Source organism: Xanthomonas fragariae (assembly GCF_900183975.1).
Lineage (GTDB): Bacteria > Pseudomonadota > Gammaproteobacteria > Xanthomonadales > Xanthomonadaceae > Xanthomonas > Xanthomonas fragariae.
Genome location: NZ_LT853882.1, coordinates 977584 through 992224 on the forward strand (window position 1 = coordinate 977584; position 14641 = coordinate 992224).

The 14641-nt window shown below is 61.1% G+C and carries 8 protein-coding genes, 1 other RNA gene, 3 pseudogenes and 1 riboswitch; of the genes and pseudogenes, 4 read left to right on the top strand and 8 right to left on the bottom strand.

Annotation, left to right across the window (positions count from 1 at the left end; all coding sequences use genetic code 11):
- The first annotated feature begins 11 nt into the window (after window positions 1–11).
- A complete protein-coding gene (locus PD885_RS04445) occupies window positions 12–500 on the top strand; it encodes a hypothetical protein (RefSeq protein ID WP_088056672.1) in 489 nt (162 codons plus the stop codon).
- Here the strand turns inward: PD885_RS04445 and PD885_RS04450 are convergent.
- The 4 genes and pseudogenes from PD885_RS04450 to PD885_RS04470 form a co-directional block, all read right to left on the bottom strand.
- Window positions 477–1831: pseudogene (locus PD885_RS04450) on the bottom strand (IS5 family transposase). The gene PD885_RS04445 and the pseudogene PD885_RS04450 sit on opposite strands and share 24 nt — an antisense overlap.
- Before the next feature lie 141 nt (window positions 1832–1972).
- Window positions 1973–2323 (bottom strand): H-NS family nucleoid-associated regulatory protein, encoded by a 351-nt coding sequence (locus PD885_RS04455; protein WP_002807779.1) that lies wholly within the window; start codon window positions 2321–2323, stop codon window positions 1973–1975.
- A gap of 527 nt (window positions 2324–2850) precedes the next feature.
- A non-coding RNA gene (locus PD885_RS04465) (sX9 sRNA) lies at window positions 2851–2926 on the bottom strand.
- Between the two features lie 71 nt (window positions 2927–2997).
- Window positions 2998–3807: pseudogene (locus tag PD885_RS04470) on the bottom strand (IS5 family transposase).
- A gap of 274 nt (window positions 3808–4081) precedes the next feature.
- Here PD885_RS04470 and PD885_RS04475 point away from each other — a divergent pair.
- Entirely contained in the window at window positions 4082–4807 is a 726-nt protein-coding gene (locus PD885_RS04475) for an AraC family transcriptional regulator (RefSeq protein ID WP_002807787.1), read from the top strand.
- A gap of 6 nt (window positions 4808–4813) precedes the next feature.
- Here PD885_RS04475 and PD885_RS04480 read toward each other — a convergent pair whose 3' ends face one another.
- The 3 genes from PD885_RS04480 to gcvP all read right to left on the bottom strand — a co-directional run bounded on the left by PD885_RS04480 (window position 4814) and on the right by gcvP (window position 11242).
- Window positions 4814–5620 (bottom strand): IS5 family transposase, encoded by an 807-nt coding sequence (locus tag PD885_RS04480; RefSeq protein ID WP_002802516.1) that lies wholly within the window; start codon window positions 5618–5620, stop codon window positions 4814–4816.
- A gap of 217 nt (window positions 5621–5837) precedes the next feature.
- Window positions 5838–7946, bottom strand: coding sequence for a catalase (locus PD885_RS04485; RefSeq protein ID WP_002807788.1), 2109 nt, complete (start codon window positions 7944–7946; stop codon window positions 5838–5840).
- Between the two features lie 371 nt (window positions 7947–8317).
- Entirely contained in the window at window positions 8318–11242 is a 2925-nt protein-coding gene (gene gcvP, locus PD885_RS04490; protein ID WP_082244254.1) for an aminomethyl-transferring glycine dehydrogenase, read from the bottom strand.
- A 90-nt stretch (window positions 11243–11332) separates the two neighbouring features.
- A riboswitch (glycine riboswitch) is annotated at window positions 11333–11447 on the bottom strand.
- Between the two features lie 234 nt (window positions 11448–11681).
- On the opposite strand from gcvP, the pseudogene PD885_RS04495 reads away from it, so the two are divergent.
- Both PD885_RS04495 and PD885_RS04500 read left to right on the top strand, forming a co-directional pair.
- A pseudogene (locus tag PD885_RS04495) lies at window positions 11682–12038 on the top strand (Bcr/CflA family drug resistance efflux transporter); the annotation flags it as partial.
- A 16-nt stretch (window positions 12039–12054) separates the two neighbouring features.
- Window positions 12055–12459 (top strand): hypothetical protein, encoded by a 405-nt coding sequence (locus PD885_RS04500; RefSeq protein WP_002807792.1) that lies wholly within the window; start codon window positions 12055–12057, stop codon window positions 12457–12459.
- Here the strand turns inward: PD885_RS04500 and PD885_RS04505 are convergent.
- Window positions 12452–14542, bottom strand: coding sequence for a M2 family metallopeptidase (locus tag PD885_RS04505; protein WP_002807793.1), 2091 nt, complete (start codon window positions 14540–14542; stop codon window positions 12452–12454). The genes PD885_RS04500 and PD885_RS04505 overlap by 8 nt on opposite strands.
- Window positions 14543–14641: the final 99 nt, after the last annotated feature.

Sequence of the window (14641 nt, forward strand, 5' to 3'; positions counted from 1 at the left end):
GCCCAAGGGAAGTGGCGATCATCCTGCACTTGATGGGAATGATTATCAAGTGTGTTGCCGGGGGGGGGGGGCTAACCTTGTGCCACTTCACTGTTTCCATATCCGAATTCGACTGGGATGCACTGGATGAAGTGGATGGTTTTCAGCCGCCGCCTCAAAGCGACTTGGATTTCGAGACACTTGCGGATGAGTTGATGGCACCTTCGTGGTTGGCCCAGCCCGAGGCGTCGAGTTCCAACTTTGCATTCGACCGGGATGCAGTGCATCAAGCGGGTGGTTTGCCGCAGGCGCATGAAAGCGGCTGGAATCTCGAGACACTTACGCAGGAGGAGATGGGGCCTTCGTGGTCGGCCCAGTCCGGAGCGTCGATTTACGACTTTGCATTCGACTGGAATGCGCTGCATCCGGAAAATGCAGTGCCGCGCCGCACCACCGCTATGCCGCAAGCGTCATTAGCCGTCCCTGAAAAATCCCCTTCAAGTGCCAAGTGCCGTCGGTGACAGCGGCACGGCACTCAAGGATGACCATCCCATCGCCCGCATCCAGGCACGCAAAAACGCGATCCAGCGCAGCAGCCAGCGCAGGTTGTAGCCAGCGGCGCAGCCGAGCACGTGCAGCGCATCGCCTTGGGCACCTTTCAGCCTGCAGCGACGCAACCGGCAGTCGTCTTTCAGATGTCCGATCACCGGCTCCACCGCCTGCCGTCGCTTGATCCAGCGCCATTGCCGTCGCGTCAGCGTCTTGGCCTTGCCGCGATGCAGGACCTGCACGCCATCGACCGCGCGCCCGCGATCGCCCAGGTCCACGATCGCCACCGTCGGTTCTACGCTCACATCCTGCAGCAACCCGCGTGTCTGCTCCAGCTGCTCGGCCAAGGTATCGCCGTCGTACGGGTTGCCCGGGAAGCTGCGCGCACCCACGACCAATCCCTTGCAGGCGGTGACTGCAATGCCGACCTTGACGCCGAATTCGTACGCTTGACGCGCCTTGCCCTTGCCGATGCATTCCACTTCCGGGGCATGCAATGCGTACAGTTTTTGTTTGTCCTTCGGACGCTGCGTGTACAGCCGTTGCGTACGTTCCAGCCAGACAGCGATGCGCTCGCGCACGCCGGTGTTTACCTGATCGAGTTTGCGTTGGATGTCGCGCACGAGCCGTCCCAGCACTGTGCGTTGACGTCGCAGGACGCGCCGCATGCGCTTGAACTGGCGCGCATTGCCTTGCGGCTCAGGGCCGGGCCTTGCCGCGCGTAGCTCTGCCGCAATCCGATGCCGTGCCGCTTGGCCAGTAACACCAGCTTCTTGCGTGCCACCTCCAGCAAACGGCTGTCGGTCGGATAGGCGATCGCCTTCTCTTGCACCGTGGTGTCCACGATCACCCGCGACAACTCGCGTGCGTCCACCGCCTGCATCGCATGCGCGGCGTTGATGGTGTGCGCCAGCAGCTCTTCCATCCCGGCCTCACCCAGGCGCTGCCGCCAGCGCGTCAGCGAGCTGGCATCGCACGGCAAACGCGTCTGGAACACGACCTCGCCAGTGAAAAACTGCCAGTACGGATTCTCCAGCCAACGCTCGCACACCGTTTCATCGGACAGGTCGTAGGCGTGTTTGAGGTAGAGCAAACCGGCAATCAGCCGCACCGGCAATGCCGGCCGACCGCCACCGGCCTGGGTGGCCGGCAAGCGCGATGAAAGTGCTTGCTCCAACGCCGTCCACGGCATCCGTTGGCTCAGCCGCGCCAGCGGATGACGCAGATCGATCTGGTTCTCCAGCCGCGAACGAAACAACTCATCGTCAGGCATGTCTTCGGCAGCAGGACGGCGTGTACGCATGAGTGAAAATTGCCAGAAACCAGCCTTCAGCGTAGCGAACACTGGTAGTTTTGGCACGCCGGTGCAGACATCAAGGCCTTGCGGTCGTTGGGTGGTTTGGGGTTTTTCAGGTGCGACTCGTTACCTCGGCATTCGCAAGCCTCAGCCTGGGAAAGCCGGAAACTTCTCATCCGGGTGCTTGGCTTTCCACTCTTTGTAAGAAGCACTGCCCTGCCAAATGGTGAAGGGCTTAGGCGTTCGGCCGCGACCCGGCCAAGTCTCTTGCGTATGAGGCAGCCAGTATTTGGGGCGCCCCCCCTTCTTTGAAGGAGCTGCCCTCTTGGGCTCTGCCGCTCCGTGAATGTCAAAGCCCGCAATTTCCGAACGCTGCTGAGTATTGAAGTGCTTGGCAAAATTTCCAAGTAGCTTGACCACCTCATTGAAAGCTTCGACAGCCTGATCTTGCCGCAATTTGTTTTCTTGCCCTTCCAATTTGCAAAGCTCTTCAATCAATCTTGCCTTTGCGGACGTGATGGATTACAACGCGGCTTTTGTCATTCCAGAAAATCCTTAAAGAAGATTTTTGATTGAGCTTTTAACGAATATGTTTAAATTGCACTTAATTAAGAGGTGACTTGACAAAATAAAATACACACTTATATTTAGAACCAACGCAATCCAACCTCGCAGCATAAAAAGGTCAACAGGTGATTTTATTTTTGTCCATAGCCTTAGGCTACTCTTCCCTCATTTTTGAAACCTTAAGATGCGAGCTAGATTCTCCCTGCGACGAATGCAACAAAGCTAACACACAGGAAAGCAAGCAGGAAAATGGCTAGGTACAAGCCGAATAAAAACTGCCTCAACTGAAAAGTGGATTGAATGCGGATCAAAAACCAGTCATAGACTATTACGCCTGCGCGACCTGCAAACAGCACATAAATTACACCCGCCGCGCCAAACATCCAGCCAATCGATGAATAAATTGTCCAAGCATAGTATGCGAAAGCAGCCGTTCCAGCAAAAACAGCACTTAGAGTGGATAACAAAACGTAGCGAGCAGCCGCCAGGTGGGTGCGGACGGCGCGTAGGAACCGAAGTGTACGCGTGGCACATGCCGATTCCGAGCACCGGCCGCGCCCGCCTGATGGTGAGCGCAGTCGTTTTGTCAGCCACTCTTAGAGTGGCTAACAAAACCCAGGAAGAAGCCGTAAGCAGATGATGGAGCAAGCAAGCGAGAGCAACGCCAAGTGGAGATCGATGCGGCGTTCAAAGCGGATGCGCAGTTTGCCCATGCCTGCGAACCAGGCATGGGTGCGCTCGACGACCCAGCGATGGCGGCCCAACCGGTCGTTGCGCGCGATCCCCTTGCGTGCGATCCGCGCAATGATGCCGCGCTGCTTGAGGAAGGCGCGACAGTGGTCGATGTCGTAAGCCTTGTCGGCGTGCAATTTGTCTGGCCAACGTCGCGGGCGCCCTGGTTTGCCACCAATTGGCGGCAAGGCGTCGATCAACTCCTCGAACACGACCGAGTCGTGCCGATTGGCGCCGGTGACGCACACCGCCAAGGGGATGCCGTTGCGATCGACGATCAGATGCCGTTTGCTGCCGCGTTTGCCGCGATCGGTCGGGTTCGGCCCGGTATATAGGCCCCCCGGGGGGAGGCTACGCTAGCGGCGTCCAGACCAGCTCGGCTCAGGTCCAGCGTCTGAGCGCGACGTAGCTCGGCCAGCAACACCTGATGCAGACGATGCCACACACTGGCGGCCTGCCAATCACGCAACCGGCGCCAGCAGGTCATGCCGCTGCCATAACCGAGTTCCACAGGCAGGTCTTCCTTCCAACGGCACGCCCGTGCGCAGGACACAGACAATGCCGTTGAGGGCTTGCTGATCACTGATACGCGGCCGTCCACCTTTGGGCGAACGCTTCACTTGCGGAATCAGCGGCTCGATGCGCTTCCACAGCGCAATGGGGATCTCTTTGCGACGTGTCATGTCCGCAATTTTGCCACCGGCGAGACAAGATTCAAGGGGGTTTTGTTAGACGCTCTAAACCCTACCGGTGCGGCGGTGGATGCCAAGGCCACACCGGCTGCGGCTAATGCGGCCAATGTGGTCAACCAGCCGTGCTGAGCAAGAAGGTAGGCAAGCCGATCGTGTGTGCGGCGTATCATGGCGCTGCGTGCGTGGTGCTGTGTCGATAGCGCGCGGAGTGTCTGGCTGCGCCTTTCCCGATCCCGAGTCCATTGCCTTGTATGAATCCTCCCGCATGAAGAGCATCGATCCTGCCGATCTGGAAGCGTTGTTCGATGCCGTGCCGGACGTATTGCTCTTCGTCAAGGATCGCGAGGGCCGCTACACCCACGTCAACCAGACCATGCTGCGACGCCTGGGGCTGAAGTCGCGCAAGGAACTGATCGGCAAGCGCGTGGCCGAGGTGTATCCGAGCGGCTTGGGCGCCAACTACGCCAATCAGGATGAGCAGGTGCTGGCTGGTGCAGTCATCGACAACGTGCTGGAGCTGCACCTGTTCGCCAACCGCGAACCGGGCTGGTGTCTCACCTGCAAACGGCCGCTGCTGGTAGATAACAAGGTGCAGGGCATCATCGGCATTTCGCGCGATCTGGGGCCGCAGGACGGGCACGAATCGCATTACGAAAAACTGCGGCTTGCGCTGGCCTACCTCAACGCCAATTACGCGCAGAACGTGCGTATGCAGGCGCTGGTAGAGATCACCGGTTTTTCGATGTCCAAGCTGCAGCGCTCGTTTCGCAAAGTGTTCCAGCTCACTCCGCAACAAGTGCTGGCCAAGCTGCGTCTGCAGATGGCGATGCATCTATTGCACGGAAGCAAGAGCGTGACCGAAATTGGACATGCCTGCGGTTTCAGCGATCAAAGCGCGTTTACGCGGCAGTTCAAGGCTGCGGCGGGGATGACGCCGCGTGAGTACCGCATGTTGGTCAATACGGTGCAGCTGCCCGTAGAAGCTTCTTAGAGCGTGTTATGAACTTTGAAAGAGGGTGGCTGCATTTCCAAGCATCAGGATCGTGAAGACGACGAAGTGCAAACCGGCCAAGGTTTCCGGCAATCGCTCGTAGTCGCGTGCCAGCCGTCTGAAACGATTGGCCCATCCGAAGCTGCGCTCGACAACCCAACGGCGCGGCAGCAAGACAAAGCCTTTTTTCGCTTCTTGCAGCTTGATCACTTGCAACTCAATGCCTTCTTCCGTGGCCGCCTGCGCCGGTTCTTGACCGGTGTAGCCCTGATCAACAAAGGCGATCTTGACCGTTTCACCGGTCACGTGTTGTACCTCTTGTGCCAACGATCGGACTTGCGCGCGCTCCTGCTCATTAGCCGGCGTCACCTGGACAGCGAGCAGATGTCCAAGCGTATCGACGGCCATGTGTACCTTGCTGCCTTTCTTGCGTTTATAGCCATCGTATCCAGCACGCGGCCCGCTTTCGCAGGTGGACTGCAGCGTGCGAGCATCGAAAATGACCGCGCTCGGCTGGCCTTTTTTCCCTTGCGCCACACGCAAGAGTGAGCGCAGATCACTGACCATGGCCTCAAAGCAGCCCGCTTGCAGCCAGCGCTGTGTTTGCTGATACACCGCTTCCCAGGGCGGAAAATCGTTGGGAAGCAATCGCCATGGTGCGCCGGCGCGCGCGATCCACCGCAGTGCGTTGAACATCGCGCGTAGCTCATACTTGCGCTGCGGTGCCTGCACGTCCATCAGCGTCAAATAGGGAGCCGCAAAGGCCCATTCTTCGTCGGAAATATCGGTGGAATAAGGCTTACGAGGCTTCATCCGTATACGTTAGCGTGACAAGGGCAAAGTTCATAACACGCTCTAGGGCAGTGCAGATGCTTGCGCGGCGTTTCGCGCTTGCAGTCTGTCGTATACGGAACGCGTCTACTGCGCACTTGCTAACTGATGGGCAGTCGCCTGCTATTTTCTATTTGCCCGCGCTCAAAAATACCTTGGGCGTGGGACGACCCTGCGTCAGTCGCTCGCGCTGATGCGGTTACGCCAGCATGCGCACCTTCGGCTCGCGTGCCCACTGGCGGGTTTTGGCCGCGGCGATAAACGCCTTGGTATCGGCTGCCGGGATCACGCCGGCGTCCTTACCGACGTTACCGGCGTTCAGCAGCAGCTGCGCGCCATCGTCGAAGGCGATCGCCTTCAGATGCGCCCAGGCGTGACTGACGAAATCCAGTGCAGCCGATTCGCGCGTCAGCAATGTCGCCGCTTCCGAAGACAGCAGTACCGCCACTGCATCGAAGACGACCGATGGTGTGCCTGCCAACTGACCATCGGCTGCCAGCTGTTTGCCGTCGCTGAGCTTGGCACCACCGAGCTTGGGCGCGACGATTTTGACGGTAGCGCCCTCAGCTTCTGCCGCTTTGCGAATCGCCTTGATCGCAGCTGCATCGGAGCCATCGTGAATCAGAATGCCGACCGTGCGTCCCTGAAGTGTGTCTTTCATCTTGCCGATCAGCTGCAAGGCTGGCGACAACGGCATGTCGGTGGGCGCCACTGCTGCCGGTGGTGCCGGCGGCAAGGTGGTCATGCCCATGCCATCGGCCACGCGCTGTGCCAGTGCCGGGTCGATATGACGCAGGTGGCCGACGATGGCCTCGCGCACGTGTGCGGTTTCTACCTTCGACAATTCGAACACCAGCGCCGATGCGATGTGCGCCTGTTCCGGTGCGGTCTGGCTACGGTAGAACAGCCGTGCCTGGCTGTAGTGATCGGCAAAGCTTTCCGCGCGCACGCGGCCCTTTGCGCCGTCTTCGGCCGGCGTTGCATGGCTGCGGAATCCACGCAGCGCCTCACGCGGCGTATCGGCTTGTAGTGAGCTAGGTTCGTAAGCGACACGGCCCTTGGGCACACCCATCTGCATATGACCGTCGCGCTGATTGTTGGCAAACGGACACTTGGGTGCATTGATCGGGATCTGATGGAAATTCGGCCCGCCCAGACGGCTTAGCTGCGTATCCAGATACGAGAACAGGCGGCCCTGCAGCAGCGGATCGTTGCTGAAGTCGATGCCGGGCACGATGTTGGCTGCGCAGTAGGCGACCTGTTCGGTCTCTGCGAAGAAATTATCCGGCCAGCGGTCCAGTACCATGCGGCCGACGATCTGCAGCGGTATCAGTTCTTCGGGAATGACCTTGGTCGAATCCAGATGGTCGAAGGGGAATGCGTCGGCATGCGCTTCGGTAAACAACTGCACGCCGAGCTCCCATTCCGGGAAGTTGCCGCGCTGGATTGCTTCGAATAGATCGCGGCGATGAAAGTCCTGATCGGCACCGGCAATCTTCACTGCTTCGTCCCAGATGGTGGACTGCAAGCCGAGCTTGGGGCGCCAATGGAATTTGACGAAGGTGCTCTCGCCGTTCTCGTTGAGGAAACGGAAGCTGTGAACGCCGAAGCCTTCGATCATGCGCAGCGAGCGCGGGATGGTGCGATCGCTCATCGCCCACATCACCATATGCATCGACTCGGGCGTTAGCGAAATGAAATCCCAGAACGTGTCGTGTGCGCTGGCCGCTTGCGGAAAGCCGCGGTCCGGCTCCATCTTCACCGCATGAATGAGGTCGGGAAACTTGATCGCATCCTGGATGAAGAATACCGGGATGTTGTTGCCTACCAGATCCCAATTACCTTCCTTGGTATAGAACTTCACCGCGAATCCGCGCACATCGCGCGGCGTATCCACCGAGCCGGCACCGCCTGCGACAGTGGAGAAGCGGGTAAATAGCGGGGTTTTTTCGCCGACCTCGGTAAAGATCTTGGCGGTGGTGTACTGGCTCAACGATTTTGTCAGTTCGAAGTAGCCGTGCGCTGCACTGCCGCGCGCATGCACGATGCGCTCGGGGATACGTTCGTGATCGAAGTGGGTGATCTTCTCGCGCAGGATGAAGTCTTCCAGCAACGTCGGGCCGCGCGGCGTGGCGCGTAGCGAGTTCTGATTGTCGTCAACCGCAATGCCTTGGTTGGTGGTCAGTTGCCGATGCGTTCGGCCTGCCTTTTGGTGCAACTCATCGCCGCTACCGCGCAACACATCGGAGGTGGCGCTTGCCGCGGCGATGGCAGACAGTTGCTCGGGTTTGCTGGGGGACTTGGGCATGGAACTGCACCTCGCGGGCTTGGGATGCTGGCTGATCCGCAAAGCCTGGGAGTGGCGCTGTTAATTGCATGTGTCTGCATGCGAACGAATACTCTTATGCATATGGAAGTTTGCGATCCATCGCATTTGCTTGTTGCCTCTGTCAAGCGATGCGGCAATACACCGCTGCGTGAAGCGCAACGAGCTCGACTATTGCGCGGTGTTACAGCTCACTAGCGTGTGTTGGCCACTCTAATGTGCCGGTAGATGCGTAATGCGCCGGTAGATGCGCTGACGTTGACATAGCGTGGGCGCAGCCATCCCACAACGCACAGCGATGATGCTGCACGAAGTCGGGCGTTGCGCCGATCCTGCCTGCGCGGCGGTGGCGCTTACGCCTCTACGTCGCCCTTATACGCATCGACCGGGATACAGGTGCACATCACGTTCTTGTCGCCGTAGACGTTGTCCACGCGTGCCACCGGCGGCCAGTACTTGTGCTGCTTGAGGCTGAGCAGCGGGAAGGCAGCCAGTTCGCGCGGGTAGGCGTGGGGCCACTCATTGGCCGACACTTGCGTTGCGGTGTGCGGTGCGTGCTTGAGCGGGTTGTCTTGGCGGTCCAGGCGGCCGTCTTCGATCGCGCGGATTTCTTCGCGGACCTGGATCATCGCGTCGATGAAGCGGTCCAGTTCGTGCTGCGATTCGCTTTCGGTCGGTTCGACCATCAGCGTGCCGGCCACCGGGAAGCTCAACGTCGGCGCGTGGAAGCCGAAGTCGATCAAACGCTTGGCGATATCCTCGGCACCGATGCCGCTGGTCTTTTCCAGCGGGCGGATATCGAGGATGCACTCGTGCGCTACCAAGCCATTACGGCCGGTGTATAGCGTCTTGTAATGCGGCGCTAGATGCTTGGCGATGTAGTTAGCGTTGAGCAGCGCTACCTGGGTCGCCTTGCGCAGCCCGGCGCTGCCCATCATGGTCACGTACATCCAGCTGATTGGCAGGATCGAGGCCGAGCCATAGCTGGCTGCGCTTACCATGCCGACGTCGCCTTCGCTCCCCAAAGTTCTGGGAAGGAAGGGCGCCAGATGCGACTTCACCGCACATGGCCCCACTCCTGGGCCACCGCCGCCATGCGGAATGCAGAAGGTCTTGTGCAGATTGAGATGCGACACGTCCGAGCCCCACTTGCCGGGCTTGGCCACGCCGACCAGTGCGTTCATGTTGGCGCCGTCGGTGTAGACCTGGCCGCCATGCGCATGCACGGCTTCGCAGATCGCCACCACGTCTTCTTCAAACACGCCATGCGTGGACGGGTAGGTGATCATCAGCGCAGCCAGACGCTCGGAATATTTTTCTGCCTTGGCGCGAATGTCTTCGACATCGACGTTGCCGTTGGCATCGCACTTGGTGACCACTACGGTCATGCCGCACATCTGCGCGGAGGCCGGGTTGGTGCCGTGCGCGGATTCGGGAATCAGGCAGATATCGCGGCGCGCTTGGCCCCGCGAGCGGTGATAGGCGCGAATCGCCAGCAAGCCGGCATATTCGCCCTGCGCGCCGGAATTGGGTTGCAGGCTCACCGCATCGTAGCCGGTGCACTCGACCAGCATCGCTTCCAGTTCGTCGATCAACTGCGCGTAGCCGGCCGACTGTTCGGCCGGTGCCAGCGGATGGATCGCGCCGAACTCGGGCCAGGTGACCGGGATCATTTCGGCGGTGGCATTGAGCTTCATGGTGCAGCTGCCGAGCGGGATCATGGTGCGATCCATCGCCAGATCCTTGTCGGCCAGCGAGCGCATATAGCGCAGCAGTTCGTGCTCGCTGTGGTGGGTATTGAACACCGGGTGCCTCAGGAACGCGCTGGTGCGCAGCAGACCTTGCGGCAAGGCATCGGTGGTGGCGGCGTCGAGCGCATCGATGGTCACTCCCGGCATCCTGCCTCCCGCGACACTCGCACCTGCTTGTGCATCGTCCAGCTGCACGCCGAACAATGCAGCCAGCGCAACCACATCGGCGCGGGTGGTGGTTTCATCCAGGCTGATGCCGACCGCTTCGCTGTCGATTGCACGCAGGTTGATGCCGGCGGCACGCGCCTTGGCGTGAATCGCCTCGGCATCGATCGCCTTGACATGCAGCGTGTCGAAGAAATGCTCGCCCACCTTGACACCGGCATGACGCAGTGCGGCGGCCAAAATCGCGGCCAGACGATGCGTGCGTCGCGCGATGCGGGTCAGGCCGTCGGGGCCGTGGTAGACCGCATACATCGAGGCCATTACCGCCAGCAGCACCTGCGCTGTACAGATGTTGGAGGTCGCCTTTTCGCGGCGGATATGTTGTTCGCGCGTTTGCAAGGTGAGGCGATAGGCCGGATTGCCGGCGGCATCGATCGACACGCCGATCAGACGGCCCGGCATCGAGCGCTTGTAGGCATCGCGGCAGGCCATGAAGGCCGCATGCGGACCGCCGAAACCGAACGGCACGCCAAAGCGCTGCGCATTGCCGACCACGATATCTGCGCCCCATTCTCCAGGTGCAGCGATCAGGGTCAGTGCGAGCAGATCGGTGGCCACCGCGACCAGGCCGCCTTGCGCATGCACCGTATCGGCAAGTGCGGCGTGGTCGCCGATGTTTCCGAAGCTATCGGGATACTGCAGCAGCACGCCAAAGCACTCAGCCTGCAACGCTTCTTCCGGCGTGCCCACGCGCAGCACGATGCCCAGCGGCTCGCTGCGGGTGCGCAGCAGTTCCAGCGTCTGCGGATGCACCGCGTCGTGCACGAAGAACGTCTCGGACTTCGACCTGGCCGAACGCTTGGCCAGCGTCATCGCTTCGGCCGCGGCGGTGGCTTCGTCCAGCAACGAGGCGTTGGCGATCTGCATGCCGGTCAGGTCGGCGCACAAGGTCTGGAAGTTGATCAGCGCTTCCATGCGGCCCTGCGAAATTTCTGCCTGGTATGGCGTGTAGGCGGTGTACCAGGCCGGGTTTTCCAGAATGTTGCGCAGGATCACCTTCGGCGTATGGGTGCCGTAATAGCCCTGGCCGATAAACGTCCGCTGCACCTGGTTCTTGCTGGCGATGGCGGCAATCTTGGCCAGCGCCGCTTCTTCGGTGATCGCGTCGGGCAACGCCAGCGTAGCCGGCGACTTGATGTTGCCGGGCACGATGGCGTCGGTCAGCGCATCCAATGAGGCGTGGCCGACCACGCTCAGCATCTGCGCGATTTCCGCGTCGCTTGGGCCGATATGGCGTTCGACGAACGCGTTGTGGTGTTCGAGGTCGCGCAGGGAAGAGGAAGTCTGGGACATGGCGGGCATCCTGGGCAGTGGGCGTACGAATGGTCGACAAGCACCGCGACCGGCCTGACGCGCAAAGCGCATTACGACCTGCCGCAGCGACGGTCTTCCTCGTGCCCCTCTGTCCTTTTGCCTGAGAGTTTAAAAACGCGGCATGGCGCTTGGCCTGCCTGCGTTCCGTGCCCCTTCGGCGCCGGCATCGGCCGGTCTCTCCAGAGTTGTACTGCGGATGGTATCGGGCCTGAGCGATTACGGGCTGTTGCGCCTTCGGCAGCGGCAGTGCCGCTTCTCCCACCGTGTTGCCCGCTGATTATAGCGTGCATGCGCGCCGCCCGGCGCGTCTGCAGTGGCCCTGGCGGCAAGCCCGCCGCACCTGGTGCACGGGCCGCTGTCCGATGCCTGGGGCCGCAGACGGGTGATGCGGGGTGGACTGGCGCTGTTCATTGCCGGCTCGGTGGGCTACACCCGGTCGGTGGCGCAGATCGCCCTGCCGTGGGCGGTGCTGCCGATTTTCCTGGCCTGCGTGGGCATGGCCCTGATCTTCCCGATCCAGGTGCTGGCGGTGCTGGATATGTACCTGCAATAGCGCGGCCTGGCGTCTTCGCTGCAGGCCTTCACCCAGTTGATGACCAATACGGTGGTGGCCGGGGTGCTGTCGCCGTTGCTGAGTGAACCTCCGCACTATCTGGCGCTCGGTATGACCGGTTTTTTCTTGCTGGGCTGGCTATTCTGGCGCTGGGAGCACCGCAGCGGCCGCCGTTTGCGGCGCCGCCAGGCCCAGGAGGTATTGCCTCTGGAGCCGGCCGACCATCTCTGACCTCACAGGAGCCTGCATGTCCATCGATTCCAAGCTGCGCCGCGACGCCCGCAAGCGCGCCGCCGAGCGCCAGCGCAACCAGGCCGCCGCCGAGGTCACCGCCGACTCGCCGATCGAGCCGCATGCCGAACTGCGCGACCAGCAACGTATGCTGCTGGCCGGCATCGTCCGCCGCGATGGCGAATGGGTGCTGGACATGGACGGCCGCATCGCCGGCGAAAGCACCAGCGCCGCGCAGGTGCTGGCCTTGATCATGCGCGCCGCCGAATTGCACGAACGCCAGGGCACGCCGGTGCGGCTGACCTATTCAGATGCGCTAAAGGACGCTGCGCATGCCGAGGCGCAGGCCGATGGCATGGAGTTCGAGCAGTTCAAGACCAAACTCAGCGAACGCTTGCAGGGCCGCGCCAAGCTCAATTGAGCTGGCGCCTGCGTAGCGTATCAGCGCCTGAGTGCCGGAGTTGTTGGGGCTGCACAACTGATGGCGTTGCCACCGGTTGGATTGGTGGGGAAGTCGCAATCGCCTGCCACCCACACAACTGCCCCTGATTCTGCTGCTTCAACCACTCATTCATCGGTGCGAAATACTCCAGCATCGGGCCGGCATCCAGGCGGTCGTAGCCGGTGAGTTCCTTCAGCGTGGTTTGCCACGGTTGGCTTGCGCCACGCTGCAGCATCGACCAGAACTTTTGTCCGGCGTCCTTGTTACCATAGAAGCTGCACGCGTACAGCGGGCCCTGATGGCGAGCGGCTTCGCACAGGCCCTTGTAGAACTGGAATTGCAGGATATGCGCGAGAAAATAGCGCGTGTAGGGCGTGTTGCCGGGCACGTGGTATTTGGCACCTGCATCGAAGAACGCTTCGCCGCGTGGACTCACCGGTGCCACGCCCTGGTACTTGGCTTTCAGGTCCCACCAGGCCTGGTTGTAATGCTCAGGGGTGATCGAGCCGTCGAACACGCCCCAGCGCCAGCGGTCGATCATCAGCCCGAACGGCAGGAACGCGATCTTGCTTAGGGCCATGCGCATCTGCGAATTGATCAATGCTTCGCGACCGGCCTGCTGTTCGCCGACCATGCCGATCGACTGCAGATATTTGGGCGTCATCGCCAACACGATGGTGTCGCCGATCGCTTCGTGGAAGCCGTCGTTGGCGCCGTTCTGGAATAGTGGCGGCAGTGGGTTATAGGCCAGGTCGTAGTAGATGTGGCCAAGCTCGTGATAGATGGTGGTGAAGTCTGCTTCGGTTGGCTTGATGCACATTTTGGTGCGCACATCCGCGCCGATGTTCTGATTCGGTGCCCCGCCCATGTTCATATCCCACGCGCTGGCATGGCAGACCACATCGCGATCCAGCGGTTTGATGAACTGCGAGCGTTGCCAATAGGTGTCGGGAAGCGTGGGCATGCCGAGTGAGGTGTAGAAGCCCTGCGCGCGCTCGGTCATCTGTTTGGCAGTGCGCAGCTGTGCCTCGCGCTCGGCATTGAAGCGTGCAGCGGCACCACCATCGCTGCCGCTGCCATTATTAGCGACGTTGCGCGCCAGCACTGCAGTGAGATTGCCCTGGTACTGCTTTTCCAGCGCCGAGGTGATGTCCAGATCGCCAGCACCCGGATACGGCTGTAGCAGATCCCACAGATTGCTCCAGTCCTGCTGCCACATATTACCCATCAGATGCGCTGGCAGCATGCCGCCTGCGACTTCACTCTTGCCCTTGCCGTACTGCGTCGCGAGCTTACCGCGCGCGTAGCACTGCAGCTGTGCGTACAGGGGTTTGACCTGTTCCCACAGACGGTCGGTTTCGCTGGCCAGTTGCGCTGGCGGCATGTCGTAACCGCTGCGCCACAGTACACCGACATCGGCAACTCCCAAGCCGCGCGCGCCCTCGTTGGCAAGCTCGACAAACCGCTGATAGTCCTTGCGCATCGGCTGTGCGGTGCCATGCCAGCCCTGCCAGGCGTCGAGTTGTTCGTTGTAATCGCGGCTGTTAGCCAATACCTGTTCCAACTCGCCGAGCTGGCGGCAGCGACGCTGCTCGCCATCGCCCACGCAATAACTCCCTGCGCTGTAATCGCCTTCCATCTTCGCCGCGATCCGGGTCAGCTCGGCCAGCTTGGCCGGGTCGCGCGGTGCGGGCAGGGCGCTCATCAATTTCAGCAATCGCAGCGCACGCGCGCTGTCGGCCGACAGCGGCGTGCCTGCGTATTGCTTGGATTGTTCGATCCAGCGCTGCAACTGCGCCAGCGAGCGCTCGTTGGCCTTGGCCACCAGCAATTGCGAGTCGCCGTTGATGTAGGTCGACGATAGCCATTGCGCAGCGGTGAGTTCGGGATACGCCGCCTTGTACTCGGCATTGATGCGCGCCACGAACTGGTCGGCGCTTTCATCAGGCGCGGGCTTGGTCGCGACCGGTTTGGCCGGCGGTGCCGCATTCGGACGGCAGGCCGATAACGACACGGTGCCGGCAATCGCGGCAAGTGTCAGCAACAGCGAACGAGGATTCACGGTTGGTCCTTACGGTGACGTCCGGCGAAGGCTAGAGCGCGCCGTGTTTCAGGGCAAGTGGCGCCGCACATGCGCGACGCGGCGACAGTCACTCCACGC

Bases quoted from the DNA above. Each gene is read 5' to 3' on its own strand.
- PD885_RS04480 (WP_002802516.1), bottom strand. From the start codon at position 5,620: ATGAAGCCTCGTAAGCCTTATTCCACCGATATTTCCGACGAAGAATGG.
- PD885_RS04500 (WP_002807792.1), top strand. From the start codon at position 12,055: ATGTCCATCGATTCCAAGCTGCGCCGCGACGCCCGCAAGCGCGCCGCC.
- PD885_RS04485 (WP_002807788.1), bottom strand. From the start codon at position 7,946: ATGCCCAAGTCCCCCAGCAAACCCGAGCAACTGTCTGCCATCGCCGCG.
- PD885_RS04475 (WP_002807787.1), top strand. From the start codon at position 4,082: ATGAAGAGCATCGATCCTGCCGATCTGGAAGCGTTGTTCGATGCCGTG.
- gcvP (WP_082244254.1), bottom strand. From the start codon at position 11,242: ATGCCCGCCATGTCCCAGACTTCCTCTTCCCTGCGCGACCTCGAACAC.